The 24,941-nt window shown below is 41.1% G+C and carries 29 protein-coding genes; 10 read left to right on the forward strand and 19 right to left on the reverse strand.

What is annotated here, in order from left to right:
• Window positions 1-247: 247 nt before the first annotated feature.
• The 3 genes from JOC95_RS07475 to JOC95_RS07485 are packed head-to-tail and all read right to left on the reverse strand — an operon-like array spanning window position 248 to window position 5,759.
• Entirely contained in the window at window positions 248-4,222 is a 3,975-nt protein-coding gene (locus tag JOC95_RS07475) for a S8 family serine peptidase (RefSeq protein ID WP_204414863.1), read from the reverse strand.
• A gap of 33 nt (window positions 4,223-4,255) precedes the next feature.
• On the reverse strand, window positions 4,256-5,230 hold the full coding sequence (locus JOC95_RS07480; protein ID WP_204414864.1) for a hypothetical protein: 975 nt from the start codon (window positions 5,228-5,230) through the stop codon (window positions 4,256-4,258).
• Entirely contained in the window at window positions 5,220-5,759 is a 540-nt protein-coding gene (locus JOC95_RS07485; RefSeq protein WP_204414865.1) for an RNA polymerase sigma factor, read from the reverse strand. Before JOC95_RS07485 ends, JOC95_RS07480 begins: the two co-directional genes overlap by 11 nt.
• A 338-nt stretch (window positions 5,760-6,097) precedes the next feature.
• On the opposite strand from JOC95_RS07485, the gene JOC95_RS07490 reads away from it, so the two are divergent.
• The 4 genes from JOC95_RS07490 to JOC95_RS07505 all read left to right on the forward strand — a co-directional run bounded on the left by JOC95_RS07490 (window position 6,098) and on the right by JOC95_RS07505 (window position 9,456).
• Complete coding sequence (locus JOC95_RS07490; protein WP_204414866.1) at window positions 6,098-6,730, forward strand: LysE family translocator; 633 nt, start codon at window positions 6,098-6,100, stop codon at window positions 6,728-6,730.
• Between the two features lie 267 nt (window positions 6,731-6,997).
• Window positions 6,998-7,573 carry a DeoR family transcriptional regulator gene (locus tag JOC95_RS07495; protein WP_204414867.1) on the forward strand — a complete coding sequence of 192 codons (576 nt, stop codon included), beginning with the start codon at window positions 6,998-7,000 and terminating at the stop codon, window positions 7,571-7,573.
• Between the two features lie 30 nt (window positions 7,574-7,603).
• Window positions 7,604-9,001: a PepSY-associated TM helix domain-containing protein gene (locus JOC95_RS07500; protein ID WP_204414869.1), complete on the forward strand. Its 1,398-nt coding sequence runs from the start codon at window positions 7,604-7,606 to the stop codon at window positions 8,999-9,001.
• A gap of 11 nt (window positions 9,002-9,012) precedes the next feature.
• On the forward strand, window positions 9,013-9,456 hold the full coding sequence (locus JOC95_RS07505) for a hypothetical protein (RefSeq protein ID WP_204414871.1): 444 nt from the start codon (window positions 9,013-9,015) through the stop codon (window positions 9,454-9,456).
• Window positions 9,457-9,517: 61 nt separating this feature from the next.
• Here JOC95_RS07505 and JOC95_RS07510 read toward each other — a convergent pair whose 3' ends face one another.
• The 8 genes from JOC95_RS07510 to JOC95_RS07545 all read right to left on the reverse strand — a co-directional run bounded on the left by JOC95_RS07510 (window position 9,518) and on the right by JOC95_RS07545 (window position 13,917).
• Entirely contained in the window at window positions 9,518-10,108 is a 591-nt protein-coding gene (locus tag JOC95_RS07510) for a histidine phosphatase family protein (protein WP_204414873.1), read from the reverse strand.
• Between the two features lie 44 nt (window positions 10,109-10,152).
• On the reverse strand, window positions 10,153-10,581 hold the full coding sequence (locus tag JOC95_RS07515) for a hypothetical protein (RefSeq protein ID WP_204414875.1): 429 nt from the start codon (window positions 10,579-10,581) through the stop codon (window positions 10,153-10,155).
• A gap of 17 nt (window positions 10,582-10,598) precedes the next feature.
• Window positions 10,599-11,369, reverse strand: coding sequence for an alpha/beta hydrolase (locus JOC95_RS07520; RefSeq protein ID WP_204414876.1), 771 nt, complete (start codon window positions 11,367-11,369; stop codon window positions 10,599-10,601).
• 32 nt (window positions 11,370-11,401) lie between these two features.
• A complete protein-coding gene (locus tag JOC95_RS07525) occupies window positions 11,402-11,848 on the reverse strand; it encodes a hypothetical protein (RefSeq protein ID WP_204414877.1) in 447 nt (148 codons plus the stop codon).
• A gap of 6 nt (window positions 11,849-11,854) precedes the next feature.
• Complete coding sequence (locus JOC95_RS07530) at window positions 11,855-12,214, reverse strand: hypothetical protein (protein WP_204414878.1); 360 nt, start codon at window positions 12,212-12,214, stop codon at window positions 11,855-11,857.
• Window positions 12,215-12,313: 99 nt separating this feature from the next.
• The gene (locus JOC95_RS07535; RefSeq protein ID WP_204414879.1) at window positions 12,314-12,505 is read right to left on the reverse strand and encodes a PspC domain-containing protein; all 192 of its coding nucleotides are present in this window, start codon (window positions 12,503-12,505) and stop codon (window positions 12,314-12,316) included.
• Window positions 12,498-12,989: a hypothetical protein gene (locus tag JOC95_RS07540; protein WP_204414880.1), complete on the reverse strand. Its 492-nt coding sequence runs from the start codon at window positions 12,987-12,989 to the stop codon at window positions 12,498-12,500. The genes JOC95_RS07535 and JOC95_RS07540 overlap by 8 nt, the downstream gene beginning before the upstream one ends.
• 61 nt (window positions 12,990-13,050) lie before the next feature.
• Window positions 13,051-13,917, reverse strand: a complete 867-nt coding sequence (locus JOC95_RS07545) for a YhfM domain-containing protein (protein ID WP_204414882.1) — start codon at window positions 13,915-13,917, stop codon at window positions 13,051-13,053.
• A 155-nt stretch (window positions 13,918-14,072) separates the two neighbouring features.
• Here JOC95_RS07545 and JOC95_RS07550 point away from each other — a divergent pair, with 155 nt between their 5' ends.
• From JOC95_RS07550 to JOC95_RS21510, 3 genes are read left to right on the forward strand one after another with little or no spacing between them, the layout of a single operon-like run.
• Window positions 14,073-14,465 (forward strand): hypothetical protein, encoded by a 393-nt coding sequence (locus JOC95_RS07550; RefSeq protein ID WP_204414884.1) that lies wholly within the window; start codon window positions 14,073-14,075, stop codon window positions 14,463-14,465.
• Between the two features lie 48 nt (window positions 14,466-14,513).
• The gene (locus JOC95_RS21505; RefSeq protein ID WP_275580526.1) at window positions 14,514-14,837 is read left to right on the forward strand and encodes a DUF3231 family protein; all 324 of its coding nucleotides are present in this window, start codon (window positions 14,514-14,516) and stop codon (window positions 14,835-14,837) included.
• Between the two features lie 29 nt (window positions 14,838-14,866).
• Window positions 14,867-15,064, forward strand: coding sequence for a DUF3231 family protein (locus tag JOC95_RS21510; RefSeq protein WP_338083068.1), 198 nt, complete (start codon window positions 14,867-14,869; stop codon window positions 15,062-15,064).
• An 85-nt stretch (window positions 15,065-15,149) separates the two neighbouring features.
• Here JOC95_RS21510 and JOC95_RS07560 read toward each other — a convergent pair whose 3' ends face one another.
• Window positions 15,150-15,308 carry a hypothetical protein gene (locus tag JOC95_RS07560; protein WP_204414887.1) on the reverse strand — a complete coding sequence of 53 codons (159 nt, stop codon included), beginning with the start codon at window positions 15,306-15,308 and terminating at the stop codon, window positions 15,150-15,152.
• Window positions 15,309-15,609: 301 nt separating this feature from the next.
• On the opposite strand from JOC95_RS07560, the gene JOC95_RS07565 reads away from it, so the two are divergent.
• Together JOC95_RS07565 and JOC95_RS07570 are read left to right on the forward strand one after the other, a co-directional pair.
• The gene (locus tag JOC95_RS07565; protein WP_204415508.1) at window positions 15,610-15,861 is read left to right on the forward strand and encodes a group-specific protein; all 252 of its coding nucleotides are present in this window, start codon (window positions 15,610-15,612) and stop codon (window positions 15,859-15,861) included.
• Between the two features lie 292 nt (window positions 15,862-16,153).
• Complete coding sequence (locus tag JOC95_RS07570) at window positions 16,154-17,041, forward strand: EamA family transporter (protein WP_204415510.1); 888 nt, start codon at window positions 16,154-16,156, stop codon at window positions 17,039-17,041.
• Between the two features lie 108 nt (window positions 17,042-17,149).
• Here the strand turns inward: JOC95_RS07570 and JOC95_RS07575 are convergent, their stop codons facing one another.
• From JOC95_RS07575 to JOC95_RS07585, 3 genes are read right to left on the reverse strand one after another with little or no spacing between them, the layout of a single operon-like run.
• On the reverse strand, window positions 17,150-18,571 hold the full coding sequence (locus JOC95_RS07575) for a mercuric reductase (protein ID WP_204414889.1): 1,422 nt from the start codon (window positions 18,569-18,571) through the stop codon (window positions 17,150-17,152).
• A gap of 6 nt (window positions 18,572-18,577) precedes the next feature.
• Entirely contained in the window at window positions 18,578-19,165 is a 588-nt protein-coding gene (locus JOC95_RS07580; protein WP_204414891.1) for a CDP-alcohol phosphatidyltransferase family protein, read from the reverse strand.
• Window positions 19,158-19,832, reverse strand: coding sequence for a TVP38/TMEM64 family protein (locus JOC95_RS07585; RefSeq protein ID WP_204414893.1), 675 nt, complete (start codon window positions 19,830-19,832; stop codon window positions 19,158-19,160). Before JOC95_RS07585 ends, JOC95_RS07580 begins: the two co-directional genes overlap by 8 nt.
• Before the next feature lie 39 nt (window positions 19,833-19,871).
• Between JOC95_RS07585 and JOC95_RS07590 the strand changes: the two genes are divergently transcribed.
• Window positions 19,872-20,948, forward strand: coding sequence for an FAD-dependent oxidoreductase (locus tag JOC95_RS07590; RefSeq protein ID WP_204414895.1), 1,077 nt, complete (start codon window positions 19,872-19,874; stop codon window positions 20,946-20,948).
• A 23-nt stretch (window positions 20,949-20,971) separates the two neighbouring features.
• Here JOC95_RS07590 and JOC95_RS07595 read toward each other — a convergent pair whose 3' ends face one another.
• From JOC95_RS07595 to JOC95_RS07610, 4 genes are read right to left on the reverse strand one after another with little or no spacing between them, the layout of a single operon-like run.
• A complete protein-coding gene (locus JOC95_RS07595) occupies window positions 20,972-21,925 on the reverse strand; it encodes an ABC transporter ATP-binding protein (RefSeq protein ID WP_204414897.1) in 954 nt (317 codons plus the stop codon).
• 6 nt (window positions 21,926-21,931) lie between these two features.
• The gene (locus JOC95_RS07600; RefSeq protein ID WP_239582775.1) at window positions 21,932-22,720 is read right to left on the reverse strand and encodes an ABC transporter permease; all 789 of its coding nucleotides are present in this window, start codon (window positions 22,718-22,720) and stop codon (window positions 21,932-21,934) included.
• 15 nt (window positions 22,721-22,735) lie between these two features.
• Window positions 22,736-23,599 (reverse strand): ABC transporter permease, encoded by an 864-nt coding sequence (locus JOC95_RS07605; RefSeq protein WP_204414901.1) that lies wholly within the window; start codon window positions 23,597-23,599, stop codon window positions 22,736-22,738.
• Entirely contained in the window at window positions 23,577-24,809 is a 1,233-nt protein-coding gene (locus tag JOC95_RS07610; protein WP_204414903.1) for an ABC transporter substrate-binding protein, read from the reverse strand. The genes JOC95_RS07605 and JOC95_RS07610 overlap by 23 nt, the downstream gene beginning before the upstream one ends.
• Window positions 24,810-24,941 lie beyond the last annotated feature (132 nt).

Consider the following 24,941-nt stretch of genomic DNA (forward strand, 5'->3'; position numbering starts at 1 on the left):
AGTCCAATGGTATCAAGATGCATTCTAATTATTATATTAATACAAGATATTGAAAACTAAAACAAAGAACCCAAAACCAAATATTAAAGTGGTGGGTTCTTCATTATATTTTGTGCAAAACTTTTATACTCAGTTAAGCATTATGTGTGGGGGGTGGATGGATTTTGAATATGATATTGCACAATTATTTGGTTTTTGGTACCTAGACGATATTAAATCATTACGACAGGTGTTCGCTCAAGCTAGATTATTTGATTTTGATCGTCTTTCTTTCACTATTTCCAGCCTTATCCTTTGCATGTATGTCTATCTTATATTCGTTTTTATCCAATTTAAACTGTTCTTTGAATGATCCTTTTAAATCAACAGAAATCTGTTTATCATTAATAAAAATGCTATCTAAATAGTCATCTTTTACTTTGCCATAAACCATAACTTCATTATGCTTTCCTTTGATTTTTTCAATTTTGTTTATCGTAATCTCTGGTTTCTTTTGGTCGAATATTATATTTACAGCTTCCGATGGGTCTGTTCTACCAGCCTTCGTTTCTGTAACTGCCGTTAATCTGTTTTCACCTTTTTTCAAATCTACAGTAATGGCAAATGAACCATCTTCATTTGATTTTCCAGTTGCTTTGTCCTTCCCGTTGTTTTGAATGATAACAGTACTTGATGGTGCTGCTTCCCCTTTCACAACAATTTTGGATTCTTTTGTGAACGAATCATTTAATGGCGATTCAATCACTGGAACCGGTAAGGAATTATTTACAACTGCCCGGATCATCATGTTTCCATAAAACGGATTATCATTCTGTTCCCAAACCCCATTTAAGAAAAACCAGTTTCGATCATGGAAAGTACTGCTAATATCACTGTAGAGACTTGGTGATTTACGGTCAAAATAACCATCAGGCTGTATATATACCAAGTAAAAATCTCCTGTAACAAAAATGTTTTTATCCATTAAATCAACATGCGTCCATTCCCCATCAGTCCTGGCATCAGCATCAAATGGCCCCGCAATTAGCTTTCCGGGATCACCATTCACACCTGTGGAATCATATACCGCCACTTGAAATCTAGTTCCACGATAAGGAGCTTCTGTATTCACCTTAAATAGTCCACCTGTCAACCAAGACTTCGTAACTCCTTTATCCAAGGACATTTTTATAGCAAAGCCATTATTGGCAAAACCAAAAAACCATGAATCTTCAGATGTCCCATCATCATAACCAATCTCTCCAGGGACCCCAATAAACCTTTTCAAATCTATGTTCTGTGTGATTTTCTTACCCGATTGAAGAGTTACCGTGTATTCACTAATTACATAATCTCTCTTAAACACATGTAACGTATAGGTACCTTCATAGGCTGTAAGTGTAAATCTACCCTTGCTATCGGTTTTTACTGGAGTAATGGCTGCATCCTCTACTATAGAAATAATAGCATCTGATAGAGGTTTCCCTGTCTTTTCATCCTTCATTACACCTTTTACCGTTCCCTTTCCTAAAGGCTCAAGCGCAAAATCCGCTTCAACAATTCCATCTTTTGGAACGGAAACACGTTGGTCCATGGAGTGAAATCCATAAGCCTCGGCACGAAGAGTGAAATCCCCCGCTTTATAATCTATCGAAAAACTGCCATTAGCTGGGTTTGTTGTAGTGGAGAATCCAGATTCTATAATAGTGACCTTACCACCGATCGGTAATACATTGGGTTGGTTAGTATCAACCTCAACATGTGTAGCACTTGGAGCTAATATACTATTTTCTGATTGTTTTTTCGTATGAATTAATCCTTTAGTGTCTTGCTCCATATATTCCCCAACATTTTCTAAGGGTTTATCTGTTAATGCTATGTCATCCACGTACCAGCCATCATGAAGACGCAACTCATAATCTGTTGCAAAGGCATTCATATAGAAACAGATATATATTTTATTTCCTGCATAAGCGGAAAGATCTACTTCTGCATCTATCCATTCATCAGTCGTGTATTCATCGATCCCAGTGGCTTCCGTTCTAGCAAACATTTCCCAGTTTACCCGGTCAGTTGAGACAAGTACTGCCCCGAAATCTGTTGAACCCATTATCCCATCTGGACTAAAGTCATACCATTGCTTAAATTGCAAATATGCATTTCCGCTTTCAGGAATCTGTACAGGTGGCATATTCAGATAGGAATAAGTATTAAAGGCATGTGGGCCATTAAGGTATGTCCCATATACATTTTTCCCGGAAAAAGCTTTACCTGGCCCCGCTAGCGGGCTGCCCCATTGCCAATCATTATTTATTCCTTCTGAATACCAACCTTCCGTCCCACTCTCGAAATCTTGGAAATAACCAATAGAGACCGCAGGCTTCACTTCCACATCATACTGTGAGATTACATTATTTTTCCCGTAATCTACTATGATCCATTTATATGAAAATTTGCTGTTCTTTACATCTTCTTCCGGAACTACAGCTTGGTAGGTACCGTTTCTGAAGTCACCTGCTGTTCTTGTTGCTTCTATTGTCTTCCATTCATTATCTACTAAAAACTGAAGTTCAACTTTCTCTACACTGATATTATCTTGTACCTCCACCGTTAAAGGCAATACTACTTGGTCATATACATACCTTGGTGGTGTATGTTGGAAAGTTGGCGCTGAAGTATCCTTGCCATTTTGTCCAACTTGACCTTGAATTGTTCCATTTCCTTTTTGAAATGATTTAATTGCATTATAAGCGTTTACAAATCCATGTCCATATCCATGATTCGGTGATGCAGTATACGCTGAATCTGTCAACGGAATCGCTGTATCTAGCAATATTTCCTCAATTTGATCTATAGTCAATGATGCATTTGCTTGCATAATCAGTGCAATGACTCCGGAGATATGAGGTGTTGCCATGGATGTACCACTCATAAGCTCATATTCATTGGTTTGGACAGATGAACGGATATGAACCCCAGGTGCAGAAACATCAGGTTTCATGTCATTATAAGGTCCAGGTCCGCGAGATGAGAAACCAGCTAGAGCATTGTTATGATCAGTTGCCGCAACTGCAAGAGATTCAGGATAATTCGCTGGAGAAGAAATCCACCCTTCACCGGCAGAACCGGAATTGCCTGCAGCAAATACAGGGAAAATCCCAGCAGCCCGCCAGTTTTCAACCATTGGTCGATACCATTCATCCAAGCCTGGCCCACCACCCCATGAGTTGTTTACCACATCTGGAGCCATCTCAGGGTGAGGATTTCCTGCAGAATCTTTTGGTGCTAATACCCACTCCCCTGCTCTAAGGAGATCAACATCGGTACCACCATTAGCTCCGAAAGCTTTAACAGCAATCCACTTTGCACCAGGAGCAACACCAATTTGATTGCTTCCATCGGACTCTGAACCAACCATCGTTCCCACTGTATGAGTACCATGTTTTAAATCGTCATATGGTGCTTCCTTATCCCCGATAGCATCAAACCAGTTATACTGATGATCCGGTTGGGTTGGAATTGCTGGATTGTATCCGCGATATTTTTCTATTAACGCAGGATGATCCCATTGCACTCCTGTATCAATACTGGCCACTACGATTCCAGATCCATCGATCCCCATGTCCCAAACCTGTGGTGCACCAACGCGTTCCACTCCCCACTCGACTGTTGACTGATCACTGACAGATGTAGTTTCCATACTTGATGTAGGGACGATCAATTGCCGTGTTTCATTGGGCAGAATTTTTTCGACCTCCGTATATGCAGCAATTTTATCCATCACTTCTTTTGTACCAGTCACTGCAATGGCATTGACCACGTAGAACGATTGAATATCTCTCACTTCGCCTTTTTTCTTTGCATCTTCGAGGTAATCCATCACTTTATCTTGAGATTCCATTGCTGTATTCCTTAGCGTTGAGACGATGGCAGAACGGACATAAACTTCCGTATTAACTGTCGATTTTTGTTTTTTTGCTCTTTCTGCTGCTTCTGTTGCAACTCGGTGCGTATCTACTTGCTCCTTAAATCTCACTAAAAATGTTACTACTTCCTGCTCATTAAATTGTTCAATAAGTGTAGCATCTGCCTTATTTATTTGGACTCCATTCCCACTAGTAGATATCGGCATTTGGTTTTTCGTTGCCCATGCGATGTTCGGCATGATGAAAAAGTTAGTTATCAAAGCGAAAATTAATATGATGCTTAGAGTAACCTTCACTCTTTTTTCATTAGTTTTCAAATAAACTCCTCCACTACTTTTTATTGAATAGATTTATAGATTCCAAAGTTCCTCAAATACTTGATCATTCATTTTAAAATATAGCGATTGCCCGTAACTGATATATCCTCCCTTGATTACACCTAGTGTGACAGCCGTTCCATCATTTAGATGCAAGGTTAATTCTTTATACTGATCATTGTTACGAAAATCGCCTATTTCTGCTTCTACATCTTGTATCAAGTATGGCTTGGTCATGTTTAATTCTTCTAAAAATGCATTAACTACCCTTAAGTTATTAATGTTCATGTAATTATTCGTATTGCTTAACGAATCCTCATAGGATCTAGATTTTGCTTCTTGTACATTATTCACCAAATGCAAATCACCGAAAATATCATTTCCATCATTTACAGTGATTCCCGTTAGACTCTCGTAAAACTCTGCATAACCTTCTCCATCTATTTCGTAATAGGTCATAATCCGAAGGCCATCTTTATATCCTTTTACAGAGTAAACATCGGTTTCCCCAATTGTCGATGCAAACTCTTTTGCATAATTATCCTGATTACTCCATTCATCTATACCGGCTTTTGTTTTTCCCAGCTTTTCACCTTTTATCTCTGAAACTTTATTATTATCAATCGTTGTTGGTGATTGGGTATATATTTTCCCTTTATAAACAATGAGTGGCATCATTTTAGCTGAACCGTGTTCCGGTAATTCGATAGCAGGTATGGCAACTCCTGAATTACTAGATGGGTTCTGTTGAGAACTGTTTGTAGTATTTTGCGAGTTGAAATAACTATAAGCACCTATGCTTAGAGTTATTAAAAGAGCTACAGAAGGGATTAGTTTCGTTACCACCCATCCGCTCGAAGCAAATGCAAATCTTTTAATGGGACCTCTTTTATCCATTTTTCTTGCAGACTCTCTTAATTTTTTTGCAGTGGAGACAACAAACTCATCACGCGGATTTTGGGGATATGTCTCACGAATCAAATCAAACAAATCCTTGTCATTTTGCATGTCGTATTACCTCCTCCACATTTAATTTCAACTTCTTTTTGAGGTCTTTGATTGCTCGGTGATAATCAACTTTCACCTTTGACTCACTACAGTTAAGGACCTCAGATGTTTCTTTTACGGACAGTTCATTTATACCCCTAAGAATTACAACAGCCCTATATTTAGGCTTTAACTTAGAGATAGCCTCATGAATATACATTTTCAATTCATTTTGTTCGACTAAATCATTAGGACTTTTATTGGGTGATTCGATCTGCTTGAAAAAACCCTCATTGAAGATGGAAGAAAATCTTTTCTTTCTGTAATGATCAACGGCTACATGTTTTGCAATCGAAAAGATCCAAGTCTTCAAATTGTTTTCATTGTTGAAGGCACATAAATTGTTAAGAACCCTAATAAAAACTTCCTGAGTTATGTCTTCTGCATCGTCTTGATTCCCTGAAAAACAGACAAGAAACCTATAAACATCTAAATAATATTTACGATAGATTTTACTAATGCTATCTTCTAAGTTGTCCAAATCAATCAAACTACTCCCCCCTCGTTATGTATTCTATTATTAATCGTTTGAACGGATTGAAAGGTTACAAGAATTTTTCTCAACAAAAAGCAGAGTGAGTTTTACTCTGCTTTTCAGTTCATTACACCTATGTGATTTCACATTTATCTACTAATTTTGATTACAGTTTTATTGTATAGTGGAAAATCGAAAAATAAAGAGTTTTCTCTATCATTACGAAATGCAAAAAATCCCAAGCTTCATTCTGTTTGATTTTATAACTTGGGATTCATAAACAAATGTTCAAAACATTTCGTTTTCTGATAAAATGAGGCTTAACAAATTTCATTAGATTGGGGATCATCAACATGGAGAATTTCTATCTGTTTGTGATTATGAGTATGCTGCTTATTCTATTGCCCGGTCCTGATACTGCAATCGCCACCAGAAATACTCTTTCTGCAGGAAGAGTCGGGGGATTCAAAACGTTAGTGGGGACGTTTTGTGCATTGCTCATTCATACTCTTGCTGCCGTTATCGGACTTTCTGCTATCATCGTAAAATCAGCGCTTCTGTTTTCAATCTTCAAATATGTTGGTGCAGTGTATCTTGTGTATTTGGGCATCAAGACCCTATTGGCGCTAAAGAGTAAATCTGCCATTGGCAACGAAGACACGGGATCCATAAGAAAATATAAGAATCAGTCCCATTTCAAACAGGGGTTTCTGACAAACATGTTAAATCCTAAAGTTGCAGTTTTCTTCCTGACATTTTTGCCTCAGTTCGTTCATCCAGACAGCGACACTCTAGTGCCGTTCATACTTATGGGACTTACTTATGCCATCCTGACCGCTGTTTGGTTTATCATGTATATCCTTCTCGTGGACCAGATCAGCGCATTTATGAAACGGCCAAAAACCACGACCGTTATTGAATCGATAACAGGTGCTGTGCTGATCGGATTTGGAATCAAACTTGCAATGGAAAAAGCCCATCAGTAATTTAACCTTATCACATCCAAGGTTTCAAAAACTCCCTTCCCTAGAGAAACGGAGTTTTTGGAACTTTTTTCATTTTATACAATCCACTTATTTGAAAAGAATGAAACGACCTACCAAAAGTAAATCTCCAACATGTTAAAGTTCAACACTTTTTCACAATTTTCATCATCCGCATGCTTGTTTATGGCTCATTTATAAAATAATCTTAATCTACTAGTGATCTAAATGGCTTCTTTAAGCGTTACTAAAATAAGGATGGTGGGTAATATGTTACCGCTCGAACGACAGCAACAAATTTTAACATGGCTGGAAGAAGAGGAGACGCTGCGTGTTTCTGATATCAGTGTGAGGCTTGGTGTCTCTGAAATGACTGTTTATCGTGATATAAAGCCTCTGGTGGATGAGCAGAAGGTGTTAAAAACATCGAATGGCATCACTCTTGTACCACAGGAGCTATTCCCATCAAATGTTTGCAGTTATTGTTACAAACCGACAAAATCACGGCTATCTGTTCAGCTTATCAAAGTGAATCAGCAGGTAGAACAGACCTGCTGTGCGCATTGCGGCTTGCTGCGATACCAGGATATCAAAGCGGATGTTTCGCAGATAATCTGCCAGGACTTTTTAAAAGGAACAACAATCAGTGCAAGGATGGCATACTTCTTGATGCATGCAGACATCAACCTCAATTGTTGTGAACCCCAAGTTTTGATTTTCGATTCCAAGAAACAAGCGGAACAGTTCCAACTGGGATTTGGCGGAGAAATCTACAGCTTTGAAGATGCAATTAAAGCTATCCAGAATGAAATGAATGGAGAGGCATGTTGCCAACCAAAAAAATAAAAGCCAATTAGGATTGAAGGAGTGAAAAAAATGGAACACGCACGAAAGTTGGAACCTGACTTTTCTCCAAAAGCCGTTCAAAAGTCGAGAGGTGATTTGTATAAGGCAGTTTGGCGCTGGCACTTCTATGCCGGTATTTTATTTGCCCCTATCTTTGTGATTCTAGCGATCAGTGGGGCAGTCTACTTATTCAAGCCTCAAATTGAAGCAAGCCTATATAAGGATCTATATGAAATACCTCCCCAATCAACAGAACGGCTGGCCCCGTCAGTAGTGGTGGAAAATGTGCTATCAAACATGGAAGGGTCTGCCATTACATCCATCCGGCAGTTTGATGAGGCTGACAGAACGACTGAAGTCAGAATCATGCAAAACGATGTCATGAAGACCGTATATGTGAACCCATATGATGGCACGATCGTCGGCTCGATGAATAATGAGGATTTAATAATGAATCAAGTCGTCAAAGTTCATAGTGAATTATTTGTAGGAGGAAACATCGCCAACAGAATTGTGGAACTTGCTGCAGGATGGGCGATCATTTTAATGGTTACCGGCCTGTATGTCTGGTGGCCAAGAGGCAAGCTATCCATTTGGGGAACAATATTGCCTCGCCTGGGCAAAAAAGGAAGAGTCTTTTGGAGGGATATGCATGGCGTAACAGCTTTTTGGCTATCGGGTGCGATCTTAATCATATTGATCTCAGGTCTTGCCTGGTCGGGAATTTCTGGTGAGATCATGAGTCGGGTAGCCACTTCCACCAATACAGGGAACCCTCCTTTTGGAAGTTCATTTGGTGAAAAGCCAGTATCGGCAGTTGCGACGGAAGATATTGCGGCGGATGTACCATGGGCCACTGAAAACCTTGAGGTGCCCACCACTGCCATGAATGGCTTTGTTCCATTATCCATTGATAGCATTGATGAGATTTCCAAGGGCCAAAACATCGCCAAACCATACACAATCTCTTTCCCTGCTAATGAAACTGGGGTGTTCACGGTCACTTCCTCAAATGGACAAGTGCTCGACGAAGCAACTTTGCACATCGATCCTTATACCGGTTTCATTTTAAGCGATGCTAGATTCAAAGACTATGGAATCATGGCTCAAGCGACAACAGCAGGAATCGCTTTTCATGAAGGTAGACTCTTTGGAGTGGCGAACCAGATCATCGGGTTACTTGCATGCCTCGGTATCATTCTAATTGTTATCAGTTCCTTTATTATGTGGAAAAAACGGAAACCTGCCAATAAATCAGGCGCACCATCCAAAGTGGATAACCCTAAAGTTACCCGATCAGTGTGGATACTGATGATCATTATGGGAATCTTGCTTCCCCTTGTAGGAATCAGCCTAATCGTCGTCTTCCTGATCGATAAATTCATCATACCGCGTGTACCAAAACTAAAAACATGGCTGCAGGCTTAAGGGGGCATAAAATGATTAGGAAACTACTCATATTCCTAGGGTCTACTCTTTTGTTATCAGGTTGTACGTACGCAAAGGATACATTGTCTACACCGCCTGAAATCAAATGGGAAATCCCAGAAACAATTGAAGTAAAGATAGATACGGAAATGGTCCTTAGCATCTCCAATAAAGAACAAACGGCATGGAAAGAAGAGGATTTGTCTTTGACCCTCCGTAAACAAGGGGAAGAGAAGACCATCCCAATTCCGTTTGAAACAATCAATGACGAAAAAATCATGGTGAATCATTCCTTCCCTTCAGAAGGAATCTACTACTTGACATCAACATTGAAAACAGAGAAAATCAGCCTTCAACCCGTGAGACTGATAGTGGTCGGAGAAGTTGTGGAATCAGAGGATGTTAAAAAGTCGGAGGAAGAGGAAGATTCTACTGATCATAGTGGTCATCACTGATTCAGTTCAATAGCATGGATACTAAGACGGATCCCTCGGGATATCGTCTTTTTTCTTTATTTCATGATGAACATTTAACTTGTTGTACATCCCACACCCTCTTAACCCCCATCAAATTCTGCCCATCGAATTCCATCCTGTAAATATCCGGTTTTGTAGTTTGTAGTAAAAAATCCAAATCATACTTTTGGTCATAATATCCCATCATCAATGTCATAACAGCTCCATGAGTGCCTATAACCACTTTTTGACCGCGATAAGTATGTAGTATTTCCTGAAAGACTTTTATCGCTCTCTTTTGACAATCGGCATTAGACTCTCCTCCAGTCAAAGCAAAGTTTGGATCAGAAAATGACTTTATTAATAAAGGGGAAAGTTCATAATCAGATATTCGCTTCTCTTCCACAGTAAAAATCCTTTCCTTTAGGTCCTCAAACACTAAAACCTCTTGTCCAATTTGCTCCGCTAACGCTTGGACAGTTAGGACGGAACGGTCGTATGGACTTGAGATGACCGCATCAATACCTTCCTCTTGTAATAAGCGGGCAACACCTTTAGCGTCCAATTTCCCTTTATCACTCAATCCTCTTGTTCTCTCGTTTCCGTGCTTTGGTGAATCACCATGTCTCACCATGTATATGAAAGTTTTCATAATACCCCCACGTCAAATCAGTTTTCTAAAGAAAAAGCTTCCCCTTAAAAAAAGATGATTTCCACTTTTTCCAGTTTGTCTTTTTCAATTTTAAATACAAAAGTCTTTAGCACTGCATCACTTGTACAATTAGAACCTTTTTGAACAGTATCTATGGTTAGTTCTGAACCAGTATCAACCAGCACCATTTTATCAACTTCAACTGGACAAGTGGAGGATTCACTTGTATGTGCAAATATAATAGCAAATTCCTCAAAATCAACATCCAAAGGTTTGGCTTCAAAATTAAAGGCGTTCCACATTACTTCAAAATCATCAAGGTTAAATATTATTTCTACTAATTTATCTCCAACACTTTGACTAAACGGACCCGTCTGCTCTTCATGAACTAATTCCCCGCTTTCCAACTGTTTGCTACAAGCTACTAGCAGAAGAATTAATAATAGAAAGACCATCCTACTTTTTCTCAGCATATGAAACCCCCTGCCTATCAAGTACCTGAAAATATCGGAGCAAACAGTTCCGCCCTTCTCTTTTTGAAAGATTTATAGTTATGTTCCCCATCATCGATAATTTTCAATCTGGCGTTTGCTATTTTTTCTTTCAATAGATTATAAATTGTCTGATTGGAGGCTACGAATGCTGTATTAATTGGTGTTCCTTTACCAGCCTCTATTGCTCCGAAATCAAGGTATAGGCTTTTGATTGGAGACAAATCGCTTTGTTTAATTAAGTTCTCCATTTCTTCCTGATTAGCTAAAAATGAAGGGGATAGAAGAATGATATGTTGAAAAACTTGAGGATACATGCAAACTGCGTAAGTGGAGATGAGTCCTCCCAGTGAGATACCTGCGATGGAAGTGTGATCGGAAATTGTTCGATACTTGCTATCTATCAATGGTTTCAATTCATTTACAATAAAATCTATGTATTTTTTGCCTTTGCCTCCATACAATTCGTTTCCTCTCAACTCTTTATTAAACGGTCCGTTTTCCCAAGGACAGTACTCGTTTAATCTTTCAGCACTAACCTGGTCTATAGCAACAAGAATCACATCCAGCTTATTTTTGTTCAAGTATTCTTCAAGACCCAAGGAAACTCCACCGATGGCACCTTTATCGTGGAAGACATTCTGCCCGTCATGCATATATAATACCGGATACTTCTTTTCTACATGAACGGAATAATCCTCCGGCAGATGGACACGAACCAATCGTTCATTTTTTAATGAGGGAATATAGATAGGGAATTTTTCAATCATTGTTACTCACCTGCTTCAAATAACTTATTGATTCACTTTTGAATATCTACGCCTATCAGGATCTCATATACAATTTCAGAGGATTTCTTTGATAGAGTTCCCCAATTCGATTGTCCATCGATTTTGAGTTCTATTCTTTTATATTCATATTCTTCGTTTATCCAAACACTGTGCTTAAATGAATTCCAAGTGAAAGTATAATCTGGGGGAGAAATATCCACGACCACGTTTTCTTCCCAATCGGCGTTTTTCAATTCATTAATAAGAGTTGCTACTTCTTCTGTGTCTGTAATTTCTCTTATTTTTTCATTGGTTCCATTCTCGTTCCTCTTTATTACAATCACTGGCGTACCATCCCAGTTACTACTGTATACTCTTTCTTTTGTAGAGTTTTCATCAAGATTTTTTTCTGTTGTATCTTGTTGGCATCCGATTAAAATTACACTTAAAAAGAATATTAAATTTATTAATTTTTTCATTTGCCACTACTCATTAGATAAACCGATTGTTTTCTTCCCTTTTCGTGCTTCCACTGCAAGAACAAGGGGATAAGCTACAATGAGAACCAAAGTAAGATAAGTTGACTTCTCAAAAAACGATTGGAACATCTCATTTGTCCACCGCTCTTCACCGATGATCCAATAGGCCACGCTATTGGAGATCCCCATTCCGTCATTCGCTTCCGGAATAAGAGATTGCGTATAATTCTGCGCTAGAGCAACTACAGCAAGAATGGAAAGTGCAATTGCTAAGGCAACTCCTTTTGAGAAGGAGTTTTTCACACCAAACCTTTTAAATAAAACAACAGAACCAATTACCAGAACCAAGCAGCTAAAAATAAACATATCTCTTACCTCCGATTAGTTATTTTGTATTTAATCTATTTGAATTAATAGTCCCCTCTTTTTGTTTTTGACGGTAATAGATTAAAAAAGTTTCAACCTTCAATACAAAGACGGAGGGTTATCCGGAACGGCGTTTACAAGAATGATATAGACGATGAAAGACACAGGTAGCGTTAAAAGAAAGATAAGTCTAATGCTTAGGGCAGAGATTCCGCAAAATTCTGCAATTCCTCCACAGACCCCAAACAATGATCGATTTTTGGATGACTTTCTTAATTTGTTTTTATTCAATGTTATCCCCCTCTAGCGGTGCTCTCCCAACTATTCTCCATGAACCGTCAATGTTTTCGAGCAACAGGTTATAAGTTTTCGTTCCAATGTGCTGTCCGCTTTCAATATCAAATTCATGACAGGTTACACCAATTGTACGATGATTTTCTTTATATTTTCGCTTCATTAGTTTATCTGTTGCATTGCCATTCTCTGTTGATAAAGAATTAGCTGGTCCTTCACATTCATTGATAAAATCCGTGAATTCTTTCCACTGCAAAGGCTCTCTTACAAGTTTATAAATGGATTTCTCTGAAAGCTCGGTCCAATCGCCGTCACTGATAAGATACGGGCTCCTACCCTTGGAGGCTTTGGCGTCCTTTACCACTTCTTCTACAATCTCATATGGTTTTGTAAAAGTACTTTTTATATAAAAGTGCCTACCTAAGAAAAAGCTGATAACAACTAAAGCTAGGATCATTCCGATTCCAATAAGTTTTTTCACATGCTCCCCCTATTAATTAATCGATATCGTAACCCAATATTATCAACTCATTTCCCAGTGTTTAGTCGCTATTACTTTTTTCAATTAACTCATAGATACGTTGAGCGGATTGTTCCGAAAGGGTATAAATCGTATTGGTGTCGATTACGTTCATGATCGTCCCCGACGTCCCTCCAATCCATAGATAATAGACTTCCTCTCCGATATCAATTTTGTACTCCGGATGTGACATATCAGCAATTCCAGGCTGCATGATGGCTTCGCTGAAAGACTCCTGAATAAATCTTATATCTTCTGAATTTGTGATCACTTTTAAGGATCCCGGGGTATTACTTAAACCGTCTATTTTCTGAATGGTTATTTTTTCTATCTCTGAGGATACAAGAGATCCTGATGTATTTTCGGTTGAATTTTTGGAAGATGGATGGTTATAAAAATATAAAGTTTTTTTGAGTTTTTCCAATTCATTTATATACTCTGCTTCATTCCAGCCAAGTAAATTATTCTCTTTAGGAATATTGTTTCTATGTGTTGCCCCAAATGTTTCCTCGATGGATATCAGATCTCTTTCTAAATGGTCGAGTTCCTCAGGAGTTGGAATGTAGCTGCTGGTTAACCATTCTTTTACCATCTCAGCATAAGAAGCTATAATATCTTCTTCAGGGAATTGAATCATCCCCAGTAAATTATAAGACAATAATGAAGCAGTTTTTAAGCTTGAATGGAGCGCCACAAAGCTTTCAACATAAATGCCGTTCCTTGCATTCTTTGTGTGAACGTCATTTGAGGCGATTTCTGAATGGAATAAGGAGTATAGATAATCTAACTGTTCTTGTTTATAACTTCTGGCGTCGTTATATAAGATTACTAAAATAACATTTAATCCTAAAGAGAAGACTATCAGAAGCTTAATGATATTTTCCTTCAACTTGTACTCCCCATTCCATTCATTGAATCAGCTATATAAAAAAAGGTCTTTTTCCATTATTAAGCTATTATAACATTAATTACAAATTTCCTGATAACTAAGTTATTATAAAAATAAAAGGAATATAAGCATGTCAGTTCTTGGAGGGGATAAATTTGAAAAAAGTTTGGTTTGTTTCTTTATTACTTTTAGTGACTTTTTTATCTGGGTGTAAAGAAGACTCTGAGTTTCCCAATTCGGACAGTCCGCATAGAACAGCATTTATGATGGATTTTTTAGCAGCATCAAGTGAAGGCTCTTCTAAAGAATTTGAAGAATTATTTGCAGAGGGAATCGATCAAGAATATATACAAGAGAGACTTGATTTGATTAAACAGACACAAACTAACGGTTCGTCAGTCACTACAATGACATTGGTGAAATATGAAAACGGCAAGGCGTTGTTGGTTCAATTAATCTATAATACCGATACGGAAGAATATTTAATTCATGACGTAGTGGAAGTTCCTGAAGACGTTGCAGCATTTTTTGAAGAGCAATTCGAATAATTTTAGAATAATATGGGAATTATTTAACAAAAAACGACGAGGTGTAATATGACAAGGGCGATAGAAAGTTTGGCAGCGATTTTCAAGAATTTTGTTGATAAAGAACCGAAGCCATTACTTCACGTTGGGGAAGTAATGGATATGTGGACAGCATTTACAGCCTTCCATGAAGCACAGGCACTTTATCAGGTTGGATTAAACACAACAACTGATCCTGAATTAAAACATGTTCTGATGAATACTTTTGAAGCCAGTAAAAGTGATACTAAATTAGTTGAGGACTTCTTGTTAAAGGAAGGAGTTCCTTTGCCCTTAGTAATCCGAACAAGCCGATATCTGATCCAATTTCAGTTCCTGAAGGGGTTAAATTAAATGATGATGAAATCGCGAATCTAATAGCTGTGAAAATTGCAACCTCCATTACCTTTTGTGCGCAGGCGATGTCCAAAACAGTTAGGACTGACGTCGGGTTGATTTTTTTTGAAATACAAGTTGAATTAATGAAGATTGCAGCACCTTTAAAAAATCTGATGAAAGAAAGAGGTTGGTTAAGAGTACCACCAAGATACAATCCTCCTGGTAATCCAAATTCGATATAAAATGGATTGCAACATAAAACACCATAAAGAATGGTGTTTTTCAGGTTATCGAACTTTTAGCAAAGGTTTTATAATCTGCTTTATATTATTCTTTTTCCATTTCTTTGAGTTTCCTCTTAATTTCCCTCAGTTCTGAACGTATTGCTTTTAAATTTTTGGAAGTATCAATGCCTGCCCTAACGGCAAAGACAATAATGAGGAACAGTAGAATCAATCCAGTCGTGCCATAAAAAAATAAATCCATCCCTTTTACACTCCCTTGTTAATTCAACTATATGTTTATTTGTTCATTCATTAACCTTTATCAAAGGATTTTTTCCCTTAAGCCACTCATCTGAATAATACCAAAAATGTCTAATCGTAGAAATATATAACTGGTATATTGTATTTAAATGGAGACTCTAAATCACCAAAACTCTCAATATTGATAATGATTATCAGTGTCTGAACATATATTTTTAACTAGCTAACTTTGTTGGCAAGATTTTGAGCCTGCAACATATACTTTTTAAAAAAAACGAGTCAAAGGGAGGAATAACTTGTCTATGAATTCGAGTGGGATGCGTTTAAGGAAAGTGCAGAATCTGGCCCAGGAGATTATGGATGAAGTGAACAGAACAAAAGAAGCCCGGGATACGGAGCTATTGAACCTTGTCATTGATAATTTATCCAGGGCCGTGGTCGATGCCACAGATCCTTCCGGCCACTATTCCATTGAATACTTGGAAAACAAAGTAGGCAATGCACATTCGCTGCTTTTTAAGAAGAAAGCAGACAACAGGGTGAGTGCCAAATAGGCCAGCAATACGTGTTTCCCCTTACTTTTTTGAAGCTTGAAAAAGCATGCTCTAAATTAAATATGCTTTTTTCCAGTATATAGCTCCCCTTATATGTTCATATTACTACTATTATTTCTAAAATATTTTACATTGTAATAAAAGCAGTAATCTATTATAATTCCAATTAGAATTCAATATTAAAATATTTACTGTGGATTTTTCTAGAGGTGACTCTATTTTCGCCACACGACTGTCTTTGGACAGTCGTGTGGCTTTTTGTTTTTTAATAAGAGTAAAGAGGGGATTTATGATGAAGACTTGGCATTATGCATTACTTGTGTTTATTGGAGGCTGCTGCCTGGGGATATTATCCACGTTTGTGAAGCTTGCCTATTCGGCAGGGTTTTCCATGGTGGAGGTTACGGGGAGTCAAGTGCTATTTGGAACCTTGATTATTTGGCTGGTGACTTTGTTCGCCAAGAAAACCAGAATTAGCTTCAGGCACGGCGGGACCATAATGTTGGCCGGTATACCGATGGGATTGACAGGGTTGCTTTACTATCAATCTCTTCAGACACTTGATGCCTCTTTGGCCATCATCTTTCTATTCCAGTTCATCTGGATCGGCTCTTTGATCGAATGGATTATTTATAAAAGAAGACCATCAGCAGGTAAAGTATTTTCGATAGTGATTCTACTTGCCGGCTCGATTTTGGCAGCTGGAATATTCATAGAGAATGTACAAACTGTATCCTTGCAAGGGGCTGTATGGGGAATGCTCTCTGCGGTGACTTTTTCGATATTCATTTTTTTGAGCAGCATCGTCGGTAAGCAAGTGCCGGCTATTCAAAAAAGTGCCCTCCTCTCAACCGGGGCCTTGATTGTCACTGTTGTATTATTCCCTCCAATATTCCTATTCGATATCCAAACCCTCACAGGTGTACTGCCTTACGGAATGATACTCGGTATATTCGGTGTAGTTTTTCCTCCGTTACTATTCTCGATCGGGATGCCACATGTCGGACCAGGACTTGGAACGATCCTTACAGCATCCGAGCTACCTGTAGCCATTATCATGTCCGCCCTTGTCCTTTCTGAAGAAATAGCTTCATTACAATGGTTTGGAGTCGTTCTTATTTTGGGAGGAATCGCCATCGGGAATATGAAACAAAGCCAGAGGGATATTCTCTCTGGCTGATTTCCAAAATTCAATCCCTCTTTGCGAATCACATAGCGAAATACAATCAATCTTCCTTATTTGTGAAATCAGCTAGTCTATGAGATTCTAATCTACCAATGTCCTAATTCAGCTCTTCCACTTCACATACTTCTCCAACATCTTCTGTACCCTTCCCTCAAACAGGGTTTCTCTCCAGTACAGATCAGCAGTCTGCCCAACAGCTGCACTGTGGCTCGGATAGGGATGAACGACATTGGAAAGTGCACCAATTTTTTTGTTAAATTGCTTGGCTGCGGTAATTTCCTGCATGAAGTCTCCTGCGTGCCCACCGACTGCATGAGCGCCAAGGATGATACCCTTTTTATCGGTAATCACTTTGACAAAACCATCTGTTCGATGATCGGTGACAAATCGATCGACATTGGATAACGGTACACGGAACACTCTGATGACTTTAGCCTGGTCCCGCGCCTCCTCTTCAGTCATTCCGAGATGGAAGACTTCCGGGGAGGTGTAGATGACCCATGGGACATTGTCGTAGCTGACTTTTCGCCGCAGCCCTAGGAGTGCGTTCTGAACAACGAGCTTCCCTTCCATTCCGGCAACATGTGTGAAGGGAAATGCGCCGTTTACATCACCAATCGCATATATGTGGGGAACATTGGATTCCAACCGATTGTTGACAATTATATAGCCTCGTTCATCGGTTTGGACTCCCGCTTTTTCCAGACCAAGGGAACCCGTATTCGGTACTCTGCCGGCAGCCACAAGTATTTCATCCACCGGGAATTCACTCAACACTCCTTCCCTATTCACGAACAGGGTTTTCTTTCCGCCCCTCATTTCAACTTTTTCCACAGAAGCTTCAGTCAGGATCGTTAGTTCTTTTTCCAGTATCTGCGAAATACTTTGACTTACTTCTTTGTCCTCTTTTCCAAAAAGAGCTGGGGAACGATCAATGACGGTTGTCTCGCTACCCAACCGCGACATGGCCTGTGCTAGCTCTAATCCTACTGGACCGCCACCGATGACGGCGAGCCTTTGTGGCAGCTCACGTAATCCGAAAATACTTTCATTTGTCAGGAACCCGCATTCCTCTAGCCCTTCCACTTCAGGCACTGACGGTCGTGAACCAGTGGCAACGACGATTTTTTTGCCATAAATCATTTCATCCTTCACTCTCACCTCATGTGGAGAATGAAAGCTTCCCTGGCCAAAATAGACATCCACCCCCAGTTTCCGGAACCGGTCTGCATCATCGTGCTTTTGGATATGGGAAATGGATTCTCGAACAAGTCCCATGACGGCTTTCATATCGACTGCTCCGGAGGTTTGAAGGCCGAGATTCTTCAAAGAGCGGGCTTCATGAACCCTGTTTGCTGCCTCGATCAGAGTTTTGGATGGCACACAGCCATAGTGTAGGCAGTCTCCTCCGAGCTGATCATTTTTTTCAATCAGAGCCACTTTTCCACCCAATGAGGCAGCACCAGCGGCAACGGTCAGTCCGCCTGCACCTCCTCCCATGACAATCAGGTCATACTTTTTCATTCCCCATCACTCCTTATCCAATATTCTTTTCGCTTCCAAGAGTCGCTGTGTGCCGGTGAATGTCTCGACAAAAAAGAATAACAATGTCGTCCATAAAACATGGGCGGGGAGGAGCATCATGATGGATAGGAATAGAAAGCCTTCCGTTCTTTCGGCCAGGCCTGCTTGATAGTAGAAGGATTTGACACCCTGCTTTTCCGATACGGCACCTACTGTCAGGAATACGGTCATCGAAAAGATGATAGAAACACTCAATAAAAGGAGCGCCCATTGAACGTCTGGAATGGCAAAAGCGATGCCGAGGATAACACTGATTTCCACCAGCCGGTCAAACGTCACATCCATGACTGTACCAAAGGCGGACGGCTTCGTCTGTCGTGCCATCGTTCCATCTACTGCGTCAAGATAGCCGCTCAGCCATAACACGATGACGGCGATGATCGGGAAGCCAAAGTAAAAAAAGATTCCAGATGATATTCCGATAATAAAGGAAGCAATGGTTACCTGATTGGGGCTCAGGCCTAGCTTCAGAAAGCCTGTCGCTGTCTTTTCAATGGCTGGTTGTACATATTTTCTTGCATGGGTATCAAGCATCTGTTTTTCCTCCCGCTTTAGTCAGCCCGAGCTTTTCCCTAAGTTTAGGGCTTGAGATTACCGGAATAATGGTAATAAGTAAAAATACAAGAACCGCTGTGATCACTTTCCCTATATTGTCTCCCAAAATGCTCGATCCCAAAAAGTTATAGGCGAAAGTTCCAGGGATGATGCCGAGCAAGGTACCCAACACAAAAGGAGCAAATTTCACTCTCGATACCCCTGCAGCATAGCTGATCAAATCAAAGTTTAATAGAGGAATCAGCCTTAGTAGGAGCACATAGAGAAATCCGCGTTTTTCTAGCTGGTCAGTGATCTTTGTAATTCTCGGACCGCTCGTTTTCCCTTTCACGAAGCCCTTGCCCACTTTTCTCGCAACAACAAAGGACACGATGGCGCCCGCAGTTGCCCCGATGATGGTATAAATTGTACCCCACAAGGCTCCAAAAGCGAGCCCGGCAGTCAGCGACAGGACCGAGGCAGGAAACAGGATCAACGGTCGGAAGGTATAGAGAATTATGTATAGAATCGGAGCGAATACTCCATAGGAAAGAATCCATTCCCTGATATCGTGTGGACTCAGATTCAAGTATTCTTTGTTGATATACAGAAGGACTCCAATTATGATTACAATACCAATTATTTTTCCAACATTCTTTTTTGACATAGCATCATCCCTATTTTTTTGAGTGAGGTGAAACAACGAATGCATGCGGTTATTCTTGTAGGCGGCGGCCACGCCCATATTCAATGCTTGAAACAGCTCTGTGAAGAATCAATCCCTGACACTAGGTTCGTCCTTGTATCCTCCAATAGGTATCAATACTACTCCGGGATGTTTTCAGGCTTCACCGAGGGCCTTTATAAGGAGGAGGACATCCGGATCGACTTGGACAAGCTTTCCCTTAAGGCAGGTGTACAGTTCATCGAAGCGACTGTCACAGAGCTTGACCCTGAAAACAAAAGAATCGTCCTTGATAAGGGTGAAGCATTATTCTACAGTATCATTTCTTTTGATATCGGCTCCGGGACGAACCATGGATTTCGTCCCTCAAGTGCGGTCCGGACGGTGAAGCCGAATTACACCTTCCCTGGCACGATAAAAGAACTCCGGGATTCACCGTCTCCTGTAATTGTAGGAGGAGGCGCAGCTGGTGTGGAAATCAGTTTGTCCATCCTTGCTCGAAAAAGACGACTCGGGCAAACCGGACAGGTGACCCTGATCAGCTCCTCCCGCCTTCTTCCCGGTGCGCCTAAGGGAGCTTCTGTGAGACTTGAAGACTTATGCAGAAGCAAAGGGCTTCAAATCTTTGTGGACGAAGAGGTAGAAAAAATCGAAGATCAGATCATCCGAACCAGTAACCGATCTATCAAGCATTCCGGAGTACTGCTGCTCACAGGGCCAGCCTCCTCTCCACTTTTTCGGAAAAGTGGAATGAGCTGCACAGAGGAAGGATACCTGCTTGTCCAGTCTACGCTTCAAAGCGAGAGCCATCCGGAAATCTTCGGTGCCGGAGATTGCGTGACCCTCTCCACCTACCCTGAGCTTGCAAAGAATGGAGTCTATGCGGTGCGCCAGGGTCCTGTTCTTTTGGAGAACATCAAGCGCACTTTAACAAAAAGGGAGCTGACCACCTTCGAGCCTCAGAAAAGGTTCCTTTCCATTCTTTCCACAGGCGGGAAAGAAGCGATGCTCCTGTACGACAGGTTCTATTTTCAAGGAAAATCCCCCTGGAAGCTCAAGAACAGGATTGATCGTTCCTTTATGAAGAAATATACCTGACAGCAGCGATCTTCTCCCTGCTGTCATTCTACTGTTATCACATCTTCTTCCTTCACTATTCCTATCAGAAGTTTTTCCCCTACCTGATAGATGTCCTCTGCCAGAATAGTCACATGCTTTTGATTGTCTGCCAGTTTGATATCGTAAAAGACTCTTCCGTGCTTCATTCTTTTATTCAAGATAGTTGCACTCCAGGATCGGGCATGGGTTTCTCCATGTTTGATGACATGGAGTTTTTCTGTATGCACAAACGTAGAAGGATCGAGCATGAACCCGTCTGAGTAGAACTCTGCGACAAAAGTACTTTTCGGATGATAGTAGATGTCGGATGGGTCGCCAATCTGCTGGAGTCTTCCTTCCCCAAATACTGACACCCTGTCCCCCATGATCATCGCCTCTTCAATATCATGTGTGACAAAGATCGCGGTTGTGTTCTGCTCTTTCAGAAGCCGCTTCACCCAATCCCTTGTTTCCTGCCGTAGCGCATTATCGAGACTGCTGAACGGTTCATCCAGCAGTAGCAGGCTTGGACTTGTAACCAATGCACGGGCAAGGGCCACGCGTTGCTGCTGTCCACCCGACAATTCATAGGGCATGAAGTTTTCATAGTCTGAGAGATTGACCTTAGCTAGAAAGCTTCTTGCTTTTGCCGTATTCTCTTTTTTACTTCTCTTTTGGAACTTGAGTCCGTACATGACATTATCCAGTACTGTCATGTGTGGAAAAAGAAACGGCTGCTGGAACATCATGACAACCGGTCTTATGCTTGCAGGTATGCTGGTCATTTCTTTTTCTTCGATATAGAAAGAACCACCTGACATTTCCTCGAGTCCTGCAAGGCATTTGAGAAGGGTCGACTTTCCGGTGCCGGATGGTCCGACAATACTGAGGATCTCCCCCTTTGTCATCGTAAAACTGACAGATTCAAAAACATAAGACTTTTTAAAAGCCTTTTTCATATCGTGAATGGCTATCATGAAATATCACTTCCTGAACGAACGGTTTTTATAGGGATTCATTAAATGGAACATAACTTCAAACAAGATGATCACCAATATCGGAAGAAAGGCAAACAAGAGCGAAAAGCTTGCAATCACCGAGGTATCGACAGTTTTCAGGTAGGGAAAATAAAGCAGTGCCAGTGTCAGCACATTCCCCCCTCCGATGATGGAGGTAAGGGCGAATTGACCTAGTGAAATTACAAATATGAGAAATACCGCACTTCGGAAGCTTGAGGTCATCTGTGGAAGGTACACCGAATAGAACGCGTACAGCTTGTTCCCGCCAAGCGTCACTACCTGGTTCTCCCAACCCTCGCCAAGGCGTTCAAATCCTGCACGGAAAATCTTGATTGAATAAGGGACGGTCGGGATCAGGTGAATCAAAATCACACCAAGTATCGTGTCACTTAACCCGACGCGGATCATCGCAATATGAATCCCCATTACAACAGCTAGACTCGGGATGAGTATCGGGAGGATCAACAGGGTTTCGAGCCACGCTTTGCCTTTAAAAGTATGAAAAGCGAGCTTTCTCGCTGCTGGAAGGGCGATGACAAAGTTCAGGAGAATGACACTGATCCCGATAGCAAGGCTTGTAAGCACCGCTCGGATCAGTTGCGGCTCTCCCATAAGTACAGACCAGCCCCTCAGGCTTAAACCGGGAGGCAGCACCTCACCCCATCTCCAGTTGTAGGCAAAGCTATTTAATAGAAGTAATAGGACCGGTGTGAGAAAGAATAGCCCCCACACGAAATGCCAAGTTCTTTTCATAGAATCATCCATTTTCTAGTTATTTCCCCTCATCATCTGATAGCGTTTCTTATTCATCGAGGAGGAGGCAGCTGCCGTGATGAACAGAATGAGGACGGTTATGCAGATCATGAAAGCGAAGGATAATGGCCGCTTGCTCCAATCTCCCTGGAAGAACCATTCGTATGCAACGACCGATACCATCTGAGGGTAGGTCGTGCCGAGCAGGTAAGGCAACTCGAATGCTGCGATGACAAAGGCAAAAACAATGATGCCCGCCTCGACGATTACAGGATAGACCCATGGCCACTCCACCGTCTTGAACACATTCCACCTGCTTCCCCCAAGGGTCCTTACCACCTGAGGCAGCTCCTTCGGCAAATTCATATACACCGGCAGCAGGAGCAGGACCACAAATGGAACCTCCTTTGATATATACGTAAGGATGATGCCCATTCCATGTTCATCCTGAATGATCAGCGGAAAGGAAGACGCCGTCTCAATGACACCTAATCTATAAAATATCGAAGAGAGCCAACCTGTCTGTGAGAACAAGAGGATCATCATGTATCCCCAGACAAAGTGGGGGAAAAGCATCGGAAGCCATAGCAGGCTCCGAGACCTTCCACTCAAAAGCCTATGGTGCAGCAGTTTTGTCACGCCCAAGCCAATCACAAGGGAGCAAAGGGTGGACACTCCTGCTATAGATAGACTGTATACAATTGAATCCCGGAAGCGATCCTCTTCGAAAAGGGTCGAATAATGTTCCCACGTCCAACCTGTGCTGCAGGCCACACTTTCACAAAAGGAAAGAAAGAGCGCATAGAGGACGACAAAGCTGATCAGGATGAGAGCAGGCAGAAATGCCAGAAAGTGTTTAGTCTGTCTTGACCACTTCATTGATCCAATGCTCCTTTATCCAGTTCACATACTTCGCATCCACTTCCGGCAGGTTCTTTTCGGCAAGCTCCTCAGGCGGCAGCACAGAAGCTCCTCTATCCATTGACTCCATCTTAGCCTTATCTTCTTCCGATAGCTTCCCAGGATCTAATGCAATATTTTCTCCCCAGTAGGTGGAATCATATTTCATCAGCTGTGCCTCTGGGGATAGAAGATAGTTAATGGACGCCATCGCCCCCGCTTTGTTTGGACTATTGAATGGCACTGCGAGGAAATGTGTATTGCCAATCGAACCGGAATCCATGATGAATGATTTCGTGCTCTTCGGGAAGTTGCCGTTTTTTATCAGACTCTCTGCCCGTGCTTCGTTATACCCGAAGGTCATCCACACTTCCCCCTGGTTATATAAGCGATCAAGCTCTGTCAGGTCTGAAGGATAGGTTTTCCCTTCTCTCCATAGATAAGGCTTGATGTCCCTGAGGTAGCTCCAAAGATTCTCCTCCCCACTTTCTAGCAAATCTTCATTGAAGCCGGATTCCAGTAATTCGTCCGGACTTGCCACTTCTTCATATAAAAGATGTCTCAAAAATGCATTCCCAGTAAAATCTGCAGCTTCGGGATACGTAAACCGCCCTGGATTCTCCTTGACCCAAGCTTTCAATTCGCCGAAGGATTTGGGAGGGTCAGCTATCTTCTCTTCATCATAAAAGTACACAAACTGCACCTTGCCCCATGGAGCTTCCAGGCCTTCCACTTCCGTCCCGAAGTCATATTGGATATCCAAGCTTTCGGATTCTACATACTTCTGGACATTCGGCAGCTTCTCTGTGAAAGGTCCGACCAAAAGCTCATTGTCCTTGGCATTTTTGAAGTTCTCGCCGTTGATCCAGATGACATCAATTGTCCCCTTCTCTTTGCCGGCCTTCTTTTCATTGAACAGCTTTTGCAGGATCTCGTTTGTGTCCATCGGAACCCGCTCAAGCGTAATATCATGCTCCTCCTTCAAGCGCGGGGCGACAAATTCATCCATATAGCGGTTGATCCCGTCATCCCCTCCCCACATATACATGCGGACGGTCGTCCCTTTTGCGGACTCTTCTATTTCACTCCAATCCTTCTGCAGCAGCTCTTCCGCACTCTCGGAGCTTTCAGACTGGCATGCTGAAAGGGATAGTACAATAATCACTATCAAGGCAAGCTTCTTTATCATGGGTTTCTCCCCTTCACTATTTGTATCAGATACACCTATCATACTATTAATGGTTGTCAGGTAAGAACTTTAATGTTCTTTTGGATGTGTAAGTAAAAGATTGTAACCAATAAAAAAACTCGTCAACCTGTC

It is taken from the genome of Sutcliffiella tianshenii, from assembly GCF_016908565.1.
GTDB classification, from domain to species: Bacteria; Bacillota; Bacilli; order Bacillales; family Bacillaceae_I; genus Sutcliffiella_A; species Sutcliffiella_A tianshenii.

Bases quoted from the DNA above. Each gene is read 5' to 3' on its own strand.
- JOC95_RS07600 (WP_239582775.1), bottom strand. From the start codon at position 22,720: ATGAAAAGAACTTGGCATTTCGTGTGGGGGCTATTCTTTCTCACACCG.
- JOC95_RS07520 (WP_204414876.1), bottom strand. From the start codon at position 11,369: ATGATTGAAAAATTCCCTATCTATATTCCCTCATTAAAAAATGAACGA.
- JOC95_RS07570 (WP_204415510.1), top strand. From the start codon at position 16,154: ATGAAGACTTGGCATTATGCATTACTTGTGTTTATTGGAGGCTGCTGC.
- JOC95_RS07580 (WP_204414891.1), bottom strand. From the start codon at position 19,165: ATGCTTGATACCCATGCAAGAAAATATGTACAACCAGCCATTGAAAAG.
- JOC95_RS07585 (WP_204414893.1), bottom strand. From the start codon at position 19,832: ATGTCAAAAAAGAATGTTGGAAAAATAATTGGTATTGTAATCATAATT.
- JOC95_RS07530 (WP_204414878.1), bottom strand. From the start codon at position 12,214: ATGTTTATTTTTAGCTGCTTGGTTCTGGTAATTGGTTCTGTTGTTTTA.
- JOC95_RS07595 (WP_204414897.1), bottom strand. From the start codon at position 21,925: ATGATAGCCATTCACGATATGAAAAAGGCTTTTAAAAAGTCTTATGTT.
- JOC95_RS07500 (WP_204414869.1), top strand. From the start codon at position 7,604: ATGGAACACGCACGAAAGTTGGAACCTGACTTTTCTCCAAAAGCCGTT.
- JOC95_RS07515 (WP_204414875.1), bottom strand. From the start codon at position 10,581: ATGCTGAGAAAAAGTAGGATGGTCTTTCTATTATTAATTCTTCTGCTA.
- JOC95_RS07480 (WP_204414864.1), bottom strand. From the start codon at position 5,230: ATGCAAAATGACAAGGATTTGTTTGATTTGATTCGTGAGACATATCCC.
- JOC95_RS07505 (WP_204414871.1), top strand. From the start codon at position 9,013: ATGATTAGGAAACTACTCATATTCCTAGGGTCTACTCTTTTGTTATCA.
- JOC95_RS07510 (WP_204414873.1), bottom strand. From the start codon at position 10,108: ATGAAAACTTTCATATACATGGTGAGACATGGTGATTCACCAAAGCAC.
- JOC95_RS07490 (WP_204414866.1), top strand. From the start codon at position 6,098: ATGGAGAATTTCTATCTGTTTGTGATTATGAGTATGCTGCTTATTCTA.
- JOC95_RS07575 (WP_204414889.1), bottom strand. From the start codon at position 18,571: ATGAAAAAGTATGACCTGATTGTCATGGGAGGAGGTGCAGGCGGACTG.
- JOC95_RS07610 (WP_204414903.1), bottom strand. From the start codon at position 24,809: ATGATAAAGAAGCTTGCCTTGATAGTGATTATTGTACTATCCCTTTCA.
- JOC95_RS07605 (WP_204414901.1), bottom strand. From the start codon at position 23,599: ATGAAGTGGTCAAGACAGACTAAACACTTTCTGGCATTTCTGCCTGCT.
- JOC95_RS07565 (WP_204415508.1), top strand. From the start codon at position 15,610: ATGAATTCGAGTGGGATGCGTTTAAGGAAAGTGCAGAATCTGGCCCAG.
- JOC95_RS21505 (WP_275580526.1), top strand. From the start codon at position 14,514: ATGACAAGGGCGATAGAAAGTTTGGCAGCGATTTTCAAGAATTTTGTT.
- JOC95_RS07495 (WP_204414867.1), top strand. From the start codon at position 6,998: ATGTTACCGCTCGAACGACAGCAACAAATTTTAACATGGCTGGAAGAA.
- JOC95_RS07525 (WP_204414877.1), bottom strand. From the start codon at position 11,848: ATGAAAAAATTAATAAATTTAATATTCTTTTTAAGTGTAATTTTAATC.
- JOC95_RS07560 (WP_204414887.1), bottom strand. From the start codon at position 15,308: ATGGATTTATTTTTTTATGGCACGACTGGATTGATTCTACTGTTCCTC.
- JOC95_RS07590 (WP_204414895.1), top strand. From the start codon at position 19,872: ATGCATGCGGTTATTCTTGTAGGCGGCGGCCACGCCCATATTCAATGC.